The following is a 19,312-nucleotide window of genomic DNA, read 5'->3' on the forward strand; positions in this document are numbered from 1 at the left end:
AAAAAAACTGCTAGACTACGCGCCAGATTTTGCCAGCCTGATTCAATGGAGACCTCACCATGACCTTTGTTGTTACCGACAACTGCATCAAGTGCAAATACACCGATTGCGTTGAGGTCTGCCCGGTCGATTGCTTCTACGAAGGCCCGAACTTCCTGGTCATTCACCCGGACGAGTGCATCGACTGCGCCCTCTGCGAGCCCGAATGCCCGGCCAATGCCATCTTCTCCGAAGACGAAGTACCGGAGGATATGCAGGAGTTCACCGAACTGAACGCCGATCTGGCAGAAGTGTGGCCGAACATCACCGAGAAGAAAGACGCACTGCCCGACGCCGAAGAGTGGGATGGCGTACCGGACAAGCTGCAATATCTGGAGCGCTAAGCAGCTAGCTGCTATGCAAAAAAAACCGGCCATGTGCCGGTTTTTTTATTGCTGCAAGCCTGAAGCTACAAGCTACAAGCTACAAGCTACAAGCTACAAGGGCACCAGTGTGGGCCTGTTCTTTCGGCTTTGGTTTTGGTTTTGGTTTTGGTTTTGGTTTTGGTTTTGGCTTGAGGCTTGAGGCTTGAGGCTTGCGGCTTGCGGCTTGCGGCTTGTGAGGCTGAGAGTTTGGAGTCAAATTTCAGGCAAAAAAAGGGGCGGGATAGCCCGCCCACTCTTTATTCCATATGTGCTTTCCGTGTCCAGCCATCCTGGCTTCATCATCCTGAAAATCCCTGACTCAGCTCCCTGCCGAGTAGCACCATCCTTTGCGCTTGGGTGAAGTTTAACGAATGCGGCATCGCCCGCAACCCCCCCTCCAGCAAGCACAACAGGCATATCGCCAACAATAAAATCCTTAAATTTCATACATTTACTGTTTTTAGCACGGATAAAAACTCGTACCACCCACACCCAGTAGCGGCGAAGTCTCACACGTCTTGTAGGAAATCTCTTACAAGGCAAGCGCGCCTGCCCAGCCGGGTAACGGAGTAAAAGGCTGCTGCAACGCGGTGAAGTAAGCCTGCGGCGTCTCCACCCCATCGGCGCCAGGCCCGGAGCAGGCGGAAGCAAAGGTGTTCGTGAGCACAACGGCGGATACGCTGCGCCTGATCCGCACTACTCATGGCGCTGCGCTGAGACATAAAAAAACCCGGCTCTCTCGAGCCGGGTTTCGGATTAGCCGGGAGGCTGATTACATCATGCCGCCCATACCACCCATGCCACCCATGCCGCTCATGTCGGGCATGGCCGGCTTCTCTTCCGGCAGCTCGGCAATCATGGCCTCGGTGGTGATCATCAGACTGGCGACCGAGGAAGCAGCCTGCAGCGCGCTGCGGGTTACCTTGGCCGGGTCCAGGATGCCCATGTCGATCATGTCGCCGTACTCGCCAGTCGCAGCGTTGTAACCGAAGTTACCTTCGCCGGCCTTGACGCGCTCCAGAACAACAGCAGCTTCTTCACCAGCGTTGGTGACGATCTGGCGCAGCGGTGCTTCAACAGCGCGGCGCAGCAGCTTGATACCGACGTTCTGGTCTTCGTTGTCGCCAGCCAGACCTTCGATAGCCGCCAGGGTGCGAACCAGGGCAACGCCGCCGCCAGGTACCACACCTTCTTCAACAGCAGCGCGGGTAGCGTGCAGCGCGTCTTCAACGCGGTGCTTCTTCTCTTTCATTTCCACTTCGGTCGCAGCACCAACCTTGATCACTGCTACGCCGCCAGCCAGCTTGGCCAGACGCTCCTGCAGCTTCTCGCGATCGTACTCGGAGGTAGTTTCCTCGACCTGCTTGCGGATCTGGTTAACGCGGGCTTCGATATCAGCCTTGGCGCCAGCGCCATCAACGATGGTGGAGTTGTCCTTGTTGATCTGAACGCTCTTGGCTTGACCCAGGTGCTCCAGAGTAGCGGTTTCCAGGCTCAGGCCAACTTCTTCGCTGATCACGGTGCCACCGGTCAGGATAGCGATATCCTGCAGCATGGCCTTGCGACGATCGCCGAAGCCCGGTGCCTTGACCGCAGCAACCTTGACGATCCCGCGCATGTTGTTGACAACCAGAGTCGCCAGCGCTTCGCCTTCAACGTCCTCGGCAACGATCATCAGCGGACGACCAGCCTTGGCAACGGCTTCCAGAACCGGCAGCAGCTCGCGGATGTTGGAGATTTTCTTGTCAACCAGCAGGATGTACGGGTTGTCCAGATCAGCGGACATGGTTTCCGGCTTGTTGACGAAATAGGGAGACAGGTAGCCGCGGTCAAACTGCATGCCTTCAACAACAGACAGTTCGTTTTCCAGACCGGAACCTTCCTCAACGGTGATGACGCCTTCTTTACCAACGCGGTCCATGGCTTCGGCAATGATGTTGCCGACGGACTCGTCAGAGTTGGCGGAGATGGTGCCTACCTGGGCGATGGCCTTGGAGTCGGCACAGGGCTTGGCCAGATTCTTCAGCTCGGCAACGATGGCAGCAGTAGCCTTGTCGATACCACGCTTCAGATCCATCGGGTTCATGCCGGCAGCAACAGCCTTCAGACCTTCGGTAACGATGGCTTGAGCCAGTACGGTAGCAGTGGTGGTACCGTCACCAGCGTCATCGTTGGCACGGGAAGCAACGTCTTTGACCAGTTGCGCGCCCATGTTTTCAAACTTGTCTTTCAGCTCGATTTCCTTGGCAACGGAAACGCCGTCCTTGGTGATCAGCGGCGCGCCGAAGCTGCGCTCGATCAGCACGTTACGGCCCTTCGGACCCAGGGTAGCTTTAACCGCATTGGCCAGCGTGTTTACGCCGTCCAGCATCTTGTTGCGACCGGAAATACCGAATTTAACTTCTTTTGCAGCCATGTTTGCTTTCCTTCAAATGAATTCGTTAAGGGGTGTGAGGGTGGCTGATCAGCCTTCCAGTACACCGTAGATTTCGGATTCGCTCATGATCAGCAGGTCTTCACCATCGATCTTAATGGTGTTGTTGCCGGAGTAAGGACCGAAAACAACCTTGTCGCCTTCTTTGACGGCCAGCGGACGCACTTCGCCGTTGTCCTGCAGACGCCCGGTACCTACAGCAACGATAACCCCGGTGTTCGGCTTCTCGGCAGCCGAGCCGGGCAGAACGATACCACCAGCGGTCTTGGTTTCTTCTTCGCTGCGACGAACGACTACGCGATCGTGTAACGGACGAATTTTCATCGTTGTGTGTCTCCCAATAATTGATCTTCAATGCCGGAAACCCGGCGCTTTCACGTTGTAATCCGGACCCGCAATGCGAATCCGAAGGACGAGCCTGACGGCTCGTCGCTGTTCGAGGCTCCGCGCTTGCGCGGAGCCTGCCAAACCGGTGTCACCTAGATGGGGCTTGGTATTGCCATTTCAAGAGGCAAGTACACAATTTTTTTACTCGCGGTCGATGCGGCGATCCGGTGAAACCTGATCTGGATCGTCCGGACGCCATTCCCCTTCGATAATGGTGGTGCTGCCGCGCCGCCACACGTTCGGGCCGCCCGGTTCGCCCGGACCCGGCTTGCCGCGTGATACCAGTGCCAGCACCAGGCAAGGCAGCGCCAGCGCATCGGTGATCAGGCCAGGGATCATCAACAGTACCCCCGCAAGCAACCACCACATGCCGGTCTTCAACACGGCAAAGGGCGAGCGGTTTTCGGCCATGCGGATCTGCAGCTGCTGCAGCATGGACCAGCCCTGGCGCTGGATCAGCACCAGACCCAGCACACCGGAGCCAAGCACCCAAAGCAGGGTGTAGCCGACACCGATGCGCTGGCCCAGCAGGATCAGGGTGGCCAGTTCAAGCAACGGCAGCAGCAGGAGAAAGAATCGAAACAGGGGCATACGCACCTCGTATTGAGCAGGTCAGGGATATATGGGTACGACAACAGCAGCTTTCAACCGGGATGGCGACTAACGGCAACAACATGTCGCCAGGAAGGTCAGAAAGTGACTGAAGAGCCATGCAGGGTATTCAAAATATCGGTAATCTGGTGCATGCTTGCGCACCTCAAATCTATCACCCCTTTTGCGAGGAGAGCCCGATGCAATTGCAAGACAGCGTTATCATCATCACCGGCGGCGGACAGGGCCTGGGCCGTGCCATGGGCGAGTTCCTGGCAGCCAAGGGCGCCAAACTGGCACTGGTTGATCTCAACCAGGAAGCGCTGGACGCTGCCGTTGCCGCGTGCAAGGCAGCCGGCGGCGATGCCCGCTCGTACATCTGCAACGTGGCCAACGAAGAACAAGTCAGCCACATGGTCAACCAGGTAGCGGACGACTTCGGTGCCATCCACGGCCTGATCAACAACGCCGGCATTCTGCGCGACGGTCTGCTGCTGAAAGCCAAAGACGGTCAGATTCAGAAAATGAGTCTGGCGCAGTGGCAGTCGGTTATCGACGTCAACCTGACCGGCGTGTTCCTGGGTACCCGCGAAGTGGCCGCCAAGATGATCGAACTGGGCACCAAGGGCCTGATCATCAATATCTCGTCCATCTCCCGCGCCGGCAACATTGGTCAGTCCAACTACTCGGCCGCCAAGGCCGGTGTGGCTGCCATGACCGTTACCTGGGCGAAAGAGCTGTCCCGTTACGGTATCCGCGTTGCCGGTATTGCTCCGGGCTTTATCGAAACCGAGATGACCGGCAGCATGAAACCGGAAGCGCTGGAGAAAATGACTTCCGGCATTCCACTCAAGCGCATGGGCAAGCCGGCGGAAATCGCTCACTCGGCGGCCTACCTGTTCGAGAACGACTACTTCACCGGTCGCATCCTCGAACTGGACGGTGGTCTGCGCATCTAACCGTCACCTGCGAACTGGCGGCCACGCACCGCCAGTTCATGCTTGAACCGCCCTCCTGCGCTACCAACCCACACCCAGCCCCAAGGTATAGCGGGTATCCCGATAGCCGCTGTCGTCGGTTGTATTGAGATAGTCCAACTCGCCCTTCAGGCTCAGTGACGCCCAGCTGGTCAGCCGATAGCGTATGCCTAGATCAGCATCCATCAGGTAACGCACCTTGGGGTCGTCCGGAACCTGCGTTTCCGCCGAATGGAACAGCTCAAACCGCTTGCCCAGCAGAAACCGCCGATAATCCCACTGCAGACCAAGAGCGTCATAGCGTGCACGACTGCCATCGCGCTCCTTGAGCCACGCCCGGTCCAGGCGCACGGACGTTTCAAACCGCCCCAGCGCCGTGTTCCACCACTCATAACCAGGGCCCATACCGAACTGGCGCTGCCTGGCGATCTCGTTGATATGGTCGCGCTTGTACTGCACGCTGCTGGCCCAGAACCATTGATCGGTAATAAAGCGGTTGAGATCGTAGGAGGCGTCAAGGGTGTGACTGGTTTTGACGTCGTTGCTGTAATCGCGGTCGTAGTCCAGCGCCCAGTCATGACGCCAGCGTCCATGGCGCAGGCGGGAGGTGACATCAATATCGATGTCTCGTTTCTCGTTACCCGACGTATCCTTGATGTCGAGCGCAGCGCTGGCGTCGCCTTCCCATACCGAATCCTGCACCAGAGGCCGGGGCACCAGGAGCTGACGAATGGCACGGATATCGGTCGCGATGGGCCGCCGATTCGGCACCCGCAACAGCACCTGACCGTCGCGCTCAGACTCTGCCAGCTGCACGGTGTGCTGAATGCCGTCGCGCAGTTTGACCAGCACCGGCTCGTCACTGTTGAAGGTAGTGATACGCGCTACATCGATCGACAGCGTGCCGGCAAAATCAGTCTCCAGCACCAGCTTGCCGCCCTCCAGAAAGGCGACCTTGCCAGTCAGACGATCACCATTGTCGAGCCACAAAGTATCGGCGACACTGCGCCAGGACAGCACGCTAAGACAGCACAACAGGACAACACGGGACAACGGCATCGATCAGCATCCGGCAGACATCAGGTTAAACGGGCAATTATCCATGAAAGACCGGCGAATAGCGCCAGCGTTCAACACGCCAGCCGACGACGAGCGCAAGGCCGCCTTTTTTCAGGTACTGGCCAGTATTCCGCCTGGCCGCGTTACCAGCTACGGCCGTATTGCCGAGCTGGCCGGACTCGGCCGAGGCGCGCGCCTGGTCGGGCGCTGGCTTGGCCAGCTGCCAGAAGGCACCCACCTGCCCTGGCACCGCGCTCTCAACAGCCAGGGAAAGCTGTCACTCGGAGCGGACACTCCAAGCGGCCGGGAACAACGCGAACGGCTGGCTGCCGAAGGCATACTGGTACGCAATGGTCGCGTGAATCTGCGACACTACGGCTGGCCAGAGCCCCCCGCGCCATCACAAGGACAAGCATGAGTTCCAGCCCCTCCGACTCCAGTACCACTCCCCTGCCAGCCGAAGGCCTGCGCGTTTACCTCAAGCCACGTGTCATCGGCATGCTGTTTCTGGGGTTTTCTGCCGGCCTTCCCCTGCTGCTGGTGGGTGGTACGTTCAGCGCCTGGCTGCGCGATATCGGCGTCGAACTGGCGTCCATTGGCTTTCTCAGCTGGGTAGGTATGGCGCACTCGATCAAGGTCCTGTGGGCGCCACTGATCGACCGATTGCCGGTCCCGATACTCACCCGACTGCTCGGACGCAGGCGCAGCTGGATGCTGCTCGCTCAACTGGTGATTGCCGGCGCATTGCTTGGCATGTCGATGAGTAATCCGCTGGAGCATCTGGAATGGGTCGCGCTCTGGGCGGTACTGGCCGCTTTTGGTTCGGCCACCCAGGATGTCGCCATCGACGCCTACCGGGTCGAAGCCGAAGCCAAGCACCGCCAGGCCGCCATGGCTGCCACCTACGTCACCGGTTACCGGGTAGCCATCCTCGCCGCCGGCGCCGGAGCCCTGCACATCGCTGCCCTGCAGGACTGGAGCCTGGCCTACGGCCTGATGGCCGGCATGATGCTGATTGGCGTAGTGACCACGCTTGTCATTGCCGAACCAAGCGTAGAAATAACCGATGCGACCCGAGCGCAGGAAGCCCGCCTGACCCAGCACCTGAGCCAGTCGGTGCACAGTGGCTGGCGACTGCAGCTGTCCGGCTGGGTCTTCAACGCCTTTATTGCCCCATTCACCGAGTTCTTTGAGCGTTACGGCCGGGTTGCCTTCATCATTCTGCTGTTTATCGCAACCTTCCGGATCAGCGATATTTTCATGGGCACCATGGCCAATCCTTTCTATCTCGACATCGGCTTCAGCAAGGAGCAGATCGCCAATATCGCCGCCGCCTTCGGATTGGCCATGACCTTGGCCGGGGCTGCGCTGGGCGGCCTGATGGTGGCCCGTTTCGGCATTGCTCCGATCCTCATTCTGACCGCGTTCATGGCGCCAGCGACCAACCTGATCTTTGCCTGGCTGGCCTTCATGGGGCCGCAGCCCGATGGGCTAATCGTCGCCATTATTGCCGACAACATCACCGGCGGGCTCGCCATCTCGGTGTTTATTGCCTATCTGTCGAGCCTGACCAACACCGCCTACACCGCGACCCAGTATGCCCTGTTCAGCTCTCTGATGACCCTGCCGGGCCAGTTTGCCGCCGGCTTCACCGGCGTTCTGGCTACCCAACTGGGCTGGGTCCACTTTTTTATGGCTACCGCACTGACCGGGCTGCCCGCCATCATCTTGGCCATTGCGCTGCTGCGGTTTGCCCACCCGGACCGTCTGCGCCGCCCCGGTATCGATTGACGGGCACAAAAAACCCGGCTTGCGCCGGGTTTGATGCACTCACATAAACCTGCAGCCGTTCAGGTTGACTGCTGCACCAGATGCACCGTCCGCTGCGGGAACGGGATGCTGATACCTGCGGCGTCGAATTCCAGCTTGGCCTTTTCCTGCAACTCGAAGAAAACGCCCCAGTAGTCCTCGGTCTTGGTCCACATGCGCAGTGACAGATTCACCGAGTTGTCACCCAACGATACCAGCCAAACCACCGGCTCCGGGTCCTTGAGTACACGGCTGTCACCCTGGGCCAGGCCCATCAGGATGTCCTTGGCCAACTTGAGGTCATCGCTGTAATCAATACCGATATTCAGATCGACACGGCGGGTCGCCTGACGGGAATAGTTGATGATATTGCCGTTGGACAGGCTGCCATTGGGCACGATCACGGTCTTGTTGTCGGGCGTTTTCAGCACCGTATTGAAGATCTGGATGCTATCAACCGTGCCCGAGACGCCCTGCGCCTCAATGTATTCACCGGCACGGAACGGGCGCAGAAACAGAATAAGGGCACCGCCGGCGAAATTGGCCAGACTGCCCTGCAGGGCCAGACCTACCGCCAGGCCGGCTGCACCCAGCACCGCGATAAACGACGTTGTCTCGATACCCACCATGCCGGCGACGCTGATCAGCAGCAGTACCTTGAGCGCGATAGAGGCCAGCGAGCCGATGAACCCGTGCAGTGTTGGCTCGACGTTGCGCTTGCTCATGACCCCGTTCATCGCCTTCATCAGACGACCAATCAGCCACCAGCCAACCAGCAGCGTCAACAGCGCCAGCGCTAGCTTGCTGCCGTATTCGATCAACAGCGGTAACCAGGCCTCCTCAAGCCCTCGCAGCGTGTTCATGACCTCATCCATTCCTGCCTCCTTTTCTCGGCGATAAATTCACGACCTCGGTCAGTCGCGGAAGTTGTTGTACTGCAGCGGCATCTCCAGTTCAGCCCCGCGCAACAGCGCCATGACATCCTGCAAATCGTCACGCTTCTTGCCTGTTACCCGTACCTGATCGCCCTGAATCGCGGCCTGCACCTTGAGCTTGGAATCCTTGATCAGGGCAACAATTTTTTTGGCAAGTTCCTTGTCGATACCCTCTTTGAAGGTGACATCCTGCTTGACCAGCTTGCCGGACGCAAATGGCTCACCCGCATCCAGACAGCGAATATCGATCTTGCGCTTGGTCAGACTGAGCTCGAGAATGCCGATCACCTGCTCCAGCTGGAACTCGGAATCGGCACTCAGGGCGATCGTCTTCTGCTTGTCGTTGAAATCGATCTCGCACTTGCCGCGAAGATCGTAACGCCGCTCCAGCTCTTTCTTGGCGTTATCGACCGCATTGGTTACTTCATGCTTGTCCAGTTCGGACACGACATCAAAAGATGGCATTGTGCTACCTCACAGAAAAACCCAAAATTATGATGTTCATTACAAAACGACGGTATAACCTCATGGCATTATACCCAGACCGGCCCACGTCCAGCAGGGAGCACCTACATGCCGAATCCGCAACTCAGCATTCTGGTAGTCGATGACACCAAGTTCAGCAGTGCTGTCATCGGTCACACACTGAGTCAGGCCGGCTACTCCAATATTCGCTTTGCCAGCTCCGCGATGGATGCCCTGCGCATGCACGAGGAACAGCCAGCCAGCGTGATGGTCGCCGACTGGCTGATGCCGGAAATGGACGGCCTTGAGCTGACCACCCGCATTCGTCAGACAGACGAGCAATCCGATCACTACACCTATGTGGTACTGCTGACAGCACGCGAGGGCGATAATGTGCTGGGGGAGGCCTTCGATCGCGGTGTCGATGACTTCATCAGCAAATCATCCATGAACGAACAGCTGCTGCCACGCATCTACGCTGCCGATCGCACATCGCAGCTGATCAACCGCCTGCTGGACGAGAACCGACTGCTGGCTACCAACAACGCCCAGCTCGAGGAACACAACCTGGTAGACCGGCTGACCGCGATCGGCAACCGTCGCTACCTGATCCAGCGCCTGGCCGACGTATTGCGCAACGTGGATTCGCGCGGTGGTGCCTGCTGCCTGGTTCTGCTCGGTGTCCAGAACCTGCCAACCCTTACCGAGCGCTTCGGCCCTGCCGTACAACAGGAAGTGCTGCGTGGAACCGCGCGCCGCCTGCAGCAACTGGTGCGGCCTACGGACGTCGTTGCACGGGTTGATGAAAACGCCTTCGCCATTGTCACCATTGCCGATGAGGCCGCAGACCTCAAGCCGGCCAGTTTCCGCCGTCTGCACGACGGCCTGAATCTGAAGGCGTTCAAAACCAGCGAGGGTTACCTGTCGATCCGTGCCGGGATGGTGCTATGTACGCTCACCAACCGTCAGGCGCTGCCGGACGCCGAGGCGCTGCTTGAGCAGGTGGAAAGCCATCTGGGCGAAGCCTACGAAACCAATCTGATCACCGAAGCCAAACTCGGCTGACGTACTCGGATGCTGCATATTCTCGGCGCCGGAAGCCTGGGGTTGCTGTGGGCGGCCCGCCTGCAGCAGGCAGGTATCGACTACCGCCTGATTGTGCGGAACGAAAGCCAGCTAAGACAGTGGAACAGCAACGGTAACCGGCTGGTGTTTGATGATGGCGCTGCAAAACATACCCTTTCGCTTGCCACCGAGACGCCCGACACCCCGGCACCGATCGAGAATCTGATTGTGGCAACCAAGGCGCATGCCGCTTTGGCTGCAGTCGAATCGCTGCGCCCGCGCCTGCAGCCGGGTGCCGCGCTTTTTCTGCTGCAAAACGGCCTGGGCTCCCAACAGGCAATCGCCGATGCCTTTACGGACTGCCGAATTTACTGTGTCAGCGTCACAGATGGCGCCTGGCGACCAAGTGAGCATGAGTTGATCTGGGCCGGTCGCGGCCATAACACCGTCGGCCCGCTTCGCCCTGGAACAGCTCCCCCTGACTGGCTGAACGACCTCCCATCCAGCATCTCGACCACCTGGCAGCATGACATTCTACCGGTGCTGTGGCGCAAGCTGGCGGTGAACTGCGCCATCAATCCCTTTACCCTGATTTACGACTGCCGCAATGGCGAAGTGCCCGAGCGCGCAGGCGAGTGGCTTGGGCAATGCATCGCCGAATTGCAGCAGGTGCTTGCCTCTCACGGCGTCGACGCCAACCTCGCCGAGCAGGTGCATGCGGTCATTCTGGCCACGGCCAACAACAGCTCGTCCACACGCCAGGACCTGCACGCACGTCGACGCACGGAGCTGAGTTACTTCCTCGGTTATGCATGCCGCGCCGCGCAGAGTGCCGGGCTGTCGACGCCCGCCCTCGACCGGTTGCTGCTGAGCGCTCAGGACGCCCTGCGCCGGCATCAACTGCCGGCTGACTGAAACGCCGTCTGCCGCTAGACTAGGCGCCAGCTTTCAAAGGAGACAGCACCTCATGGGCTACCGCCTGAGCAAACTCTATACCCGCACTGGTGATGCCGGCGATACCGGACTTGCCAACGGTCAACGTATCCGCAAGGATCACCCACGCGTTGAGGCAATGGGTGACGTAGACGAGCTGAACAGCCAGCTTGGACTGCTGCTCTGCCAGATGGACAGCGACCGCCTCGCGCCACTGAAACAGGCCCTGAGCCCGATCCAGCATCGTCTGTTTGACCTCGGCGGGGAGCTGGCCATCCCCGGACATGACCTGATCGAAGCCGCCGACGTAACCGCGCTGGAGCAATTGATCGATCAATTCAATGCTGAGCTGGAGCCACTGAAAAACTTCATTTTGCCGGGTGGCTCGGTGCTGGTTGCCCAGGCTCACCTGACACGCAGCGTTTGCCGGCGTGCCGAGCGTCACTATCTGACACTGGCCATGGAAGAAGAGGTCAACAACCAGTCGGCGATCTACCTCAATCGTCTGTCCGATCTGCTGTTTGTGGCTGCACGAACCATCGCGCTGCTTGAAGGAATCGCAGAGGTGCTTTGGGCTGCCAAACCCAAGCCGGAGGCTTGATCGGCGGCGCCGGACGATTGAGCAGGCGCACTGCTCAATCGCCCAGACTCATCACACCTTGAAGGCGCTGATAATGCTCTGCAGCGACTGCACCAGGTGACCGAGGCGGCCACTGGCTTCCTCGGCTCGCTGTGCACCCTGCGCTGTCCGCTCACCCGCCTGATTGATCTGCACGATGTTCTGGTCAATATCATGGCTGACCACTGTCTGCTGCTCGGCGGCGGCGGCGATCTGCTGGCTTTGATCGACGATCTGGGTCACCGCCTTGAGGATGCTGTCAAGCCCCTGCTGCACCTGCAGCGAAGATTCCACAGTGGCAGCCGTCATGCCATGACTGCTGCCCATGGCCTTGACCGCGGCTGCGACCCCTTCCTGCAATCGGGCGATCATCTGCTCGATCTCTTCGGTGGACTGCTGGGTCCGGCGGGCCAGGGTCCGCACCTCATCAGCTACGACCGCAAAACCGCGACCCTGCTCACCGGCCCTGGCCGCCTCGATAGCCGCGTTCAGCGCCAGCAGGTTGGTCTGTTCGGCGACGCCCTTGATCACGTCGAGCACCCGGCTGATCGAGGAACTGTCGTCTGCCAGTTGATTGATGACCCGTACCGAGTTTTCGATTTCCCCTGCCAGCTTTTCAATACCGTCGACCGATGATTCGACCATGCGGCGCCCATTGAGGGTTTCCGTATTGACCTGCTCGGCATTGTTGACCGCCAGAGCGGCACTGCGCGCCACCTCCTGCGAAGTCGCCGCCATCTCATTCATGGCCGTGGCGACCTGCTCGATCTGGCTACGCTGCGATGCCACCGCCTGACTGCTTTCGCTGGCGATGTGCTCAACCTGACTGGATTGTTCCTGCACCTGACCGGAGGTATCGCTGACCTGCCGGATAAGCTCGCGCACGCGCTGCACGGTGTTGTTGAAGTCGGCAGCCAGGGCACCGAGCTCATCCTTGCTGTCGACCTCAACCTGCACTGTCATGTCGCCGCCGGCCACCTGCCCCATCTGCTGCGACAGGCGTTTGAGGGTTCGGCGGGTAGCGAAATAGAACCCGGCGTACAGGTAAATGATCAGCAACCCAACCAGCGATAGGGACACCACCAGCAACCACATTGTCTGCTGATTGCTGGCCAGGCGGCCGTCAAGCTGAGTGTCCAGATAATCGAAGATAGCCTCGTCAAGCAGGTAAGTGGACTCGATCTCGCGGGTAATACGATCAAAGAAGGCATCCCAGGTACTGTCGAGCGAGGCAGCAATGATGACATCCTCTTCAAAGATCACACCGGCACTCTCGATGCTCTTGAGACTCTGCTCTGCAGCAGTCTGCAAGGCGGCGTTGCCGGTCCCGGCAACCGCCTGCTCCAGAACCTGCGAATAATCGGCGCCGAGCTTCTGCAGCCCGGTGACCAGATCATCCATTTCCCGGCTGGCGTCCGAGTCCAGAAAGCCCAGTCCCATCGAATAAGCCCCAGTCGCGCGGCCATGGCCCAACAAAGAGGTCACCTCAACGGTGGAACCGATAAGCAACTCCGTCAACTGACGGACATTGCGGTCAAAATCCTGCGGCAGGCCCGCGTAAGCGGCTGTCATGATCAGCAGGGTTGCCGTTTCATCCTTGGCACGCACCGACATCGGACCGCGCGAGATGATCGACTCGGCGGCAATCTCGTTATAGCTCTGTACCAGTTTGTCGCGCATGGCAATCAGGTCGGCGGCCGCCGGATCATCGGCCTCCAGCGGCAAACTGTTCAGTTGCTCGATCAGCCGCGCACGAGTCTGGGTCAGGCGCTCCTCAATACTGTCTGCCTGACCGCCCTGACCCAGGCGCGTGTTGACCGCATCCAGGTCACGCACCAGTTCGGCGCTGCGCAGCGCATCAGAGGTCGCACGCACCAATGCAAGACTGTCCAGCGCGTGCGACGTCACCTCGACACGCTCGTAGGCCTGCTGCACTAGCATACTGCTGACGATACCCAAGGGAACAAAAAACAGGACACTGATCAGGCAAAACTTCATGCCGTAGGTCAGCCGGTTCATTAACGCGATGGCAGGGGAAAGCAGACTGTTCACCCGAGATCTCTCCTAATAATAAGCTGCCCGGCGGCGAGGGCTCTGCGCAGGCTGAACCTGCGCTGTTCTTGTATAACAACCACCACAACGAGGCGCTGTCGCCCCAACACTGACTGTCTCACAGAAAGGCTATCGGCTCCAGCCAGCGCAACTTTAAGTCAAAGCCGGCAAATCTAGCCGAGCACGGCAAGCAGAGCCAGCGCCACTGCCCAAACGACCAGTGCCCGCACCAGCAGGGTTCGGGTATCGGCCAGCACCCCCTCAGTCTCAGCCCCGGCAAGCGATCCGGAGCTGCTATTGAGAGCGGCCTCTGCCGCCCGATGAACCAGCACATCCGATGGCAGCTCCCAGTGCAGCATGACATCGGCCAGCTCGGCACGCACATGATCAAAATGTCCGACCAGCGCAAAGCTGGCAGCAAGCAGGCGTGCGGGAATCCATTCCAGCGCATGGGCCAGCGCCGATGCGGGCGACGCGGCGGAGCTATTCTCCTGATCGGCCAGCAACCGCAGCAGCCGATAACCCAGAGCGCCGGCAGGACCCAGCAGGGCGAACCAGAAAACCGTCACCATGTAGCCATGCAATACCTCACGCACCAGAGCCGATCTGACCTCGCTCAGCACGGAGTCCTGACCCTCGGCGACCACCCCAAGATCGCGCTCGGCCACTAGCGCGGCGGCAGCCCTGTCGCCCCTGTCCCAGGCCTGCTCGAAGCCGGTCGCCATCGCGCCCAACGGGTCGCGCCTGCCAACACAGGCGAGCAGCACCAGGGCAAACAGCAACAGGCCGATCAAGCCAAGTCCGTTACGTTGCAACCACCATTGAAGCAATACCAGAATCAGTAAAGGCAGCAGCACCAGCAGCAGGCCAGCAAGCGGCTGCCGCACGGGATAACGACGCACCACGCGGATGACCCAGGCTTTCGGCAGGTCCAGCGGCAAGCCGGTGCGCAGCGGGGTAAACCACATCAGTGCAACGACCAGCAACAAGGCAAGAAAATGCATCAATGCTCTCCCTGAACACGATGAGAACAAACCAGCGCCTGCAGATAGCGGCGCCAGTCAAAGGCAGGACCAGGATCCGTCTTGCGCCCCGGAGCAATAAACTCATGCCCGGTTATACGGTGATTGGTAATTGCCGGATAGGCCGTCTGCAACACCCGGGTCAAGCTTACCAGAGCATCGTACTGGGCGTCCGCGTAGGGAATTTCGTCAGTCCCTTCCAGCTCGATACCAATGGCGAAGTCGTTGCAGTTTTCCCGACCGCTGTAGCACGATGCACCCGCATGCCAGGCTCGCCGGTCACAGGAGACAAACTGGGTAACGGTACCGTCACGCTCGATCAGAAAGTGCGCAGACACGCGCAAACCCGCTATCTCGGCAAAGTAGGGATGAAGGGAAGGATCAAGCTGCCCGGTAAAAAAGGGCTGGACGAAGCCGCCGCCGAAACAGGCCGGCGGCAAACTGATGTTGTGAATCACCAGCAGCGAAACGTCACACCCGGCGGGTCGCTCGTTGCAGTGCTCGGAAGGGCAACGAACTGCGCCCTCCAGCCAACCCTCGCTGATCCGCATACAGGCTCCCCGACAGCAAAAGCCTCATGCTAGCAGGTGCCGACGCCAGCCGCATCCACCTCAGGTGCGCGCCTGAAGCTGACGCAGGTTGCCGATGACCGATTCCAGCGCACGATCAAACAACTGATTTTCGTCCAGCAGACTGACCTGCCCACGATCAAAGCACTGCGCCAGCTCATGGCCCGACAGTTCAGCAACCTTGACGCCGTTGCGGTTTACGAAGATGTATTTACCACTGAAGCTGATAATGGCGGCCAGTTTACAACGCTGGGGCGCCTTGCCTTCCGCTACGACCAGCTGCAGCCAGCAACCGGTGCCCAGACTCTCTACCCAACGCTGCGCACCTACGCTGGGCAGGTCATCGATGGTTTCAGGCGGTGGCTCGACCGGCTCCTGTTCCAGTACCGGCTGCTCTACCCGCACCGCCTCGACCGGCGGCTCCTCAACGACCTCGGGTTCCGCGGATTCGACGGGCAGGTCAGGCTCAACCGGGGAGCCTACCGCCTTGACGGCTGCCAGCACAGCCCGCTGCGGAGCAACGATGGCCAGCACATGACGCTCGGTAGAGGCAGCGTCCAGCCCCAGCAACTCAAGACCACCACGCACTGCCGCCTCAATCTGACGATTCTGCGCCAGTCGCTGCGGCACGCCCGCGCTATCAACCGGCTGCACACTGTGCACCACTGCCTTTGCCGTACCCAGCGCGTGCTTCCAGGCCCTGGACTCTCCCCCTTCACGCAGGAAGATCATCTGCATGACCTGGCTCCAGGTATCACGCAGCAAATCAACTACCGTCACCGGCAAGGTGCGGCCCAGCAACATCTTGTTGATTTCCTTTGCCACTTCGGCGCGCGCTGCCTTGATGCGCGCCCGACCTTCCTCGGCATCGCGGGTACGCTGCTCGACCCGCTCGGCGCGGCGCTGCTCGGCACGCAGGAAATCGGTCAGGCGCTGATACAGGGCGTCGAACAGCTCCGCATTCGGCTCGGTCTCGACCAGCAACTGCTCAACAATCTCCTCCAGCAAAGCATGCAACTGATCGCGCCGGAGATCATCGTGATCGTTCCAGCCCATGGTCGCACGGGACAGTTCGTTCAACAGACGACGAGCCGGATGCGATGCCCGACTGAAGAAGCTCTTGTCGCTGATAGCCACCCGGAGCACCGGCAACTGCATACGCGCGATCAGGGCCTTGACCGCGGCAGGCAATTCACGGTCTTCGAGAATAAAATCAAACAACATGGACACCAGGCTGATGACGTCGTCATCAACTCGCGCCACAGTCTTGGTACCGCCACTCTGCACCCGCTGCTGATGCAAGAGCTGCTGGACGTGACGGCGCAGACCGTTCTGCCCAGCGTCGCCGGCAAAACTTTCTGCGGTCACCTCGGACAGCACGCGCAGCAACTCACTGGTCCCCATCGGAATGCCGCCCGATGAGTTGAGACCTGCCAGTGCCACATCGCCACTGGCAACCCGCCATTTGCCAATGAGCTCACTGAACATGCCGAGGATTTCCTGCTGCTCACTACTGTCGCCGGAGCGTCCGCCCTGCTGCCCGACGCCACGTCCCGAACCAGCACCGGCCCCTGGCACTGGCCTGCGCACGGAAACAGCCGAGGTCACGCGCAAGTCAGGCATAACCCCCGCGCTGACAAAAGCGTCATTCAAACTTTCATACAGCCCGTCAATGCCGTTGAACACATAGCGCTCAAAGAGCTTGAACACGATCAGACGCACCTTGATGTCGAGACTGAGCGCCCTCAGGGACTCCGCAAAGTACTCGGCGATTGCGCCTGGAGCAAAGGGGTTGTCACTCTGCTCCACCGTCTTTTTCGCAAGGCTGTTGACCCGCATGAGCAAATGGCCAAGTGCCGCCTGATTGCGACTGATAACCCGATTGACCATCCCGTCGATCGCAACGGACTCTTCCAGCTCATCGGGTTGCACCAGACTCAGGGTATCCAGCTCGAATGAGACGGCCGGCACGCTCGAGTCGTACTGTGCATTGATTTGCTCTGTGGCCAGAATCAGCGAATCACAGGTTTTCTTGACGATATTGTGGCGCTGCAGGCGAAGAGTGCGCATGGCTTCGAAAAATAGCGCCTGGTCGGCATTATTGGCGGCTTTGTCAGCCATTTCGAAAAGGTTGTCATCCGCCTTGTCGAACATCTCGACCATCGCAGACTGCAGATACCCGGTCGCCAGATCCCGCACGCTGATCAGAGGCGCAGGCAGCACCGAGCCTCCGGCAGCAGCGCGCGCTGCCAGATTGGGCTTGATTGAAACTACTTTGGGGTCCTGGGACATTTCTACTCTCCAGACAAGTTGCACTTGTCATAGGGTGCTGCACGCCAGCGGAGAAACTCCTGCACGCTCAAAGCCATCCATATGCCGATAAATTGGCGTCAAGGTTTTATCAGCTTCAAGTATACCGGCTTGCGACGACAAAACCGCTACCCTTAACCGGATTCTTGATCAACATCACAGTTCCTTGCCACAGCATAGTCGAGACATATTCTGTAACCATGCCGGCGATCTCTGGTATAAGCTGGTTCGGTCAACATCTGCCTGACAGCAATAGTAACGATGCACCGCTAGATGCATCGAAAACACAACATCAGGAGCTGTATTCTATGGAAGCAATTATTGCCCTTATCGGGGACATCAACGGGATCGTATGGGGCCCGGCGATGCTCGCCCTGCTGGCCGGTACCGGCCTGTATCTTACACTTGGTCTCAAACTCACTCCCCAGCGCAAGCTGTTCTACGGCTTCGGCATGCTCTGGCGCGGCCGCAAGAGTAGCGAAGAAGGCGACATCAGTCCCTTCAACGCACTCATGACCGCCCTGTCCGCTACCGTGGGCACTGGTAATATCGCCGGCGTTGCCACAGCTGTATTCTTAGGCGGCCCGGGCGCGCTGTTCTGGATGTGGGTCATCGCGCTGGTCGGCATGGCAACCAAGTTCTGCGAAGCCGTGCTCGCCGTGCGCTACCGCGAAAAGGACGCGCTGGGCAACCACGTCGGCGGCCCGATGTACTACATCAAGAACGGCCTTGGCGAGAAATGGAAGTGGCTTGGCGTGCTGTTCGCCATCTTCGGCATGCTGGCCGGTTTCGGCATCGGCAACACCATCCAGTCCAACTCGGTTGCCGACGCCCTGAACAGCTCGTTCAACATCCCGCCGCTGGCCACCGGCATCATCATTGCCGTTCTGGTTGCCCTGGTACTGCTTGGCGGCATCAAGCGCATCGGTGAAGTAGCCGGCAAGCTGGTCCCGATCATGGCAATCTTCTATGTTGGTGGCGGCCTGATCATCCTGATCATGCATGCCGACAAGCTGCCGGAAGCCTTCGGCCAGATCTTCTACTATGCCTTCAACCCAAGCGCCGCAGCCGGCGGTTTCGCCGGTGCAACTGTCTGGATGGCCATGCGCTTCGGTATCGCCCGCGGCGTCTTCTCCAACGAGGCGGGCCTGGGCAGCGCGCCGATTGCACACGCCGCCGCGCAAACCAACAACCCGATCCGTCAGGGCACCGTGGCGATGCTCGGCACCTTTATCGACACCATCATCATCTGTTCCATCACCGGCCTGGTGATCATGGTGACCGGCGCCTGGCAGAGTGGCGAGAACGGCGCACCGCTGTCGGCACTGGCCTTCAGTCAGGGCCTGCCGGGTGGCTGGGGTCAGTACATTGTCAGTATCGGTCTGGCGGTATTCGCGTTCACCACCATCATTGGCTGGAGCTTCTATTCCGAGAAGTGTACCCAGTTCCTGTTCGGTGAACGCTCCAACCTGCCGTTCCGCCTGCTGTGGATCATCGCCATTCCGCTGGGCACCCTGCCCGGTATCGACCTGAACAGCCTGTGGCTGGTGGCCGACACCCTGAATGCGATGATGGCGATCCCCAACCTGATCGCTCTGCTGCTACTGAGCCCTGTAGTCTTCAAACTGACCAAGGACTACTTTGCAGATCCGGCCAACTACATGAACAAGTAAGTCGGCCC

General features: G+C 59.5%; 18 protein-coding genes. 8 read left to right on the plus strand and 10 right to left on the minus strand.

What is annotated here, in order from left to right:
• Positions 1-59: 59 nt before the first annotated feature.
• A complete protein-coding gene (fdxA, locus tag O5O48_RS00500; RefSeq protein WP_088275627.1) occupies positions 60-383 on the plus strand; it encodes a ferredoxin FdxA in 324 nt (107 codons plus the stop codon).
• 793 nt (positions 384-1,176) lie between these two features.
• On the opposite strand, the gene groL is transcribed toward fdxA, so the two are convergent.
• The 3 genes from groL to O5O48_RS00515 all read right to left on the minus strand — a co-directional run bounded on the left by groL (position 1,177) and on the right by O5O48_RS00515 (position 3,816).
• On the minus strand, positions 1,177-2,820 hold the full coding sequence (gene groL / locus O5O48_RS00505; protein WP_269687824.1) for a chaperonin GroEL: 1,644 nt from the start codon (positions 2,818-2,820) through the stop codon (positions 1,177-1,179).
• 48 nt (positions 2,821-2,868) lie between these two features.
• The gene (locus O5O48_RS00510; RefSeq protein ID WP_088275629.1) at positions 2,869-3,162 is read right to left on the minus strand and encodes a co-chaperone GroES; all 294 of its coding nucleotides are present in this window, start codon (positions 3,160-3,162) and stop codon (positions 2,869-2,871) included.
• A gap of 204 nt (positions 3,163-3,366) precedes the next feature.
• Entirely contained in the window at positions 3,367-3,816 is a 450-nt protein-coding gene (locus tag O5O48_RS00515) for an FxsA family protein (RefSeq protein ID WP_088275630.1), read from the minus strand.
• 200 nt (positions 3,817-4,016) lie between these two features.
• Between O5O48_RS00515 and O5O48_RS00520 the strand changes: the two genes are divergently transcribed.
• On the plus strand, positions 4,017-4,775 hold the full coding sequence (locus tag O5O48_RS00520) for an SDR family oxidoreductase (protein ID WP_088275736.1): 759 nt from the start codon (positions 4,017-4,019) through the stop codon (positions 4,773-4,775).
• Positions 4,776-4,835: 60 nt separating this feature from the next.
• Here the strand turns inward: O5O48_RS00520 and O5O48_RS00525 are convergent, their stop codons facing one another.
• Positions 4,836-5,852 (minus strand): DUF481 domain-containing protein, encoded by a 1,017-nt coding sequence (locus O5O48_RS00525; RefSeq protein WP_269687825.1) that lies wholly within the window; start codon positions 5,850-5,852, stop codon positions 4,836-4,838.
• A gap of 43 nt (positions 5,853-5,895) precedes the next feature.
• Here O5O48_RS00525 and O5O48_RS00530 point away from each other — a divergent pair, with 43 nt between their 5' ends.
• On the plus strand, positions 5,896-6,270 hold the full coding sequence (locus O5O48_RS00530) for an MGMT family protein (RefSeq protein ID WP_269687826.1): 375 nt from the start codon (positions 5,896-5,898) through the stop codon (positions 6,268-6,270).
• Complete coding sequence (locus O5O48_RS00535; RefSeq protein WP_269687827.1) at positions 6,267-7,643, plus strand: AmpG family muropeptide MFS transporter; 1,377 nt, start codon at positions 6,267-6,269, stop codon at positions 7,641-7,643. The genes O5O48_RS00530 and O5O48_RS00535 overlap by 4 nt, the downstream gene beginning before the upstream one ends.
• A gap of 59 nt (positions 7,644-7,702) precedes the next feature.
• On the opposite strand, the gene O5O48_RS00540 is transcribed toward O5O48_RS00535, so the two are convergent.
• Positions 7,703-8,536, minus strand: a complete 834-nt coding sequence (locus O5O48_RS00540) for a mechanosensitive ion channel family protein (RefSeq protein ID WP_228245913.1) — start codon at positions 8,534-8,536, stop codon at positions 7,703-7,705.
• A 39-nt stretch (positions 8,537-8,575) separates the two neighbouring features.
• Positions 8,576-9,061 (minus strand): YajQ family cyclic di-GMP-binding protein, encoded by a 486-nt coding sequence (locus O5O48_RS00545; RefSeq protein ID WP_088275636.1) that lies wholly within the window; start codon positions 9,059-9,061, stop codon positions 8,576-8,578.
• A gap of 108 nt (positions 9,062-9,169) precedes the next feature.
• On the opposite strand from O5O48_RS00545, the gene O5O48_RS00550 reads away from it, so the two are divergent.
• The 3 genes from O5O48_RS00550 to O5O48_RS00560 are packed head-to-tail and all read left to right on the plus strand — an operon-like array spanning position 9,170 to position 11,660.
• On the plus strand, positions 9,170-10,126 hold the full coding sequence (locus O5O48_RS00550) for a GGDEF domain-containing response regulator (RefSeq protein WP_228245912.1): 957 nt from the start codon (positions 9,170-9,172) through the stop codon (positions 10,124-10,126).
• Between the two features lie 9 nt (positions 10,127-10,135).
• Entirely contained in the window at positions 10,136-11,041 is a 906-nt protein-coding gene (locus O5O48_RS00555; protein ID WP_269687828.1) for a 2-dehydropantoate 2-reductase, read from the plus strand.
• A 52-nt stretch (positions 11,042-11,093) separates the two neighbouring features.
• On the plus strand, positions 11,094-11,660 hold the full coding sequence (locus O5O48_RS00560; RefSeq protein WP_228245910.1) for a cob(I)yrinic acid a,c-diamide adenosyltransferase: 567 nt from the start codon (positions 11,094-11,096) through the stop codon (positions 11,658-11,660).
• A 51-nt stretch (positions 11,661-11,711) separates the two neighbouring features.
• Here the strand turns inward: O5O48_RS00560 and O5O48_RS00565 are convergent, their stop codons facing one another.
• From O5O48_RS00565 to O5O48_RS00580, 4 genes are all read right to left on the minus strand, one after another.
• On the minus strand, positions 11,712-13,730 hold the full coding sequence (locus O5O48_RS00565) for a methyl-accepting chemotaxis protein (protein ID WP_269687829.1): 2,019 nt from the start codon (positions 13,728-13,730) through the stop codon (positions 11,712-11,714).
• 173 nt (positions 13,731-13,903) lie between these two features.
• The gene (gene ampE, locus O5O48_RS00570; RefSeq protein ID WP_269687830.1) at positions 13,904-14,734 is read right to left on the minus strand and encodes a regulatory signaling modulator protein AmpE; all 831 of its coding nucleotides are present in this window, start codon (positions 14,732-14,734) and stop codon (positions 13,904-13,906) included.
• The gene (gene ampD / locus O5O48_RS00575; RefSeq protein WP_269687831.1) at positions 14,734-15,303 is read right to left on the minus strand and encodes a 1,6-anhydro-N-acetylmuramyl-L-alanine amidase AmpD; all 570 of its coding nucleotides are present in this window, start codon (positions 15,301-15,303) and stop codon (positions 14,734-14,736) included. Before ampD ends, ampE begins: the two co-directional genes overlap by 1 nt.
• 60 nt (positions 15,304-15,363) lie before the next feature.
• Complete coding sequence (locus O5O48_RS00580; RefSeq protein WP_269687832.1) at positions 15,364-17,613, minus strand: DUF1631 domain-containing protein; 2,250 nt, start codon at positions 17,611-17,613, stop codon at positions 15,364-15,366.
• A 326-nt stretch (positions 17,614-17,939) separates the two neighbouring features.
• Between O5O48_RS00580 and O5O48_RS00585 the strand changes: the two genes are divergently transcribed.
• Positions 17,940-19,304 (plus strand): alanine/glycine:cation symporter family protein, encoded by a 1,365-nt coding sequence (locus tag O5O48_RS00585; protein ID WP_088275645.1) that lies wholly within the window; start codon positions 17,940-17,942, stop codon positions 19,302-19,304.
• Positions 19,305-19,312 lie beyond the last annotated feature (8 nt).

Source organism: Halopseudomonas sp. MFKK-1, from assembly GCF_027474385.1.
In the GTDB taxonomy this organism is placed as follows: Bacteria; Pseudomonadota; Gammaproteobacteria; order Pseudomonadales; family Pseudomonadaceae; genus Halopseudomonas; species Halopseudomonas aestusnigri.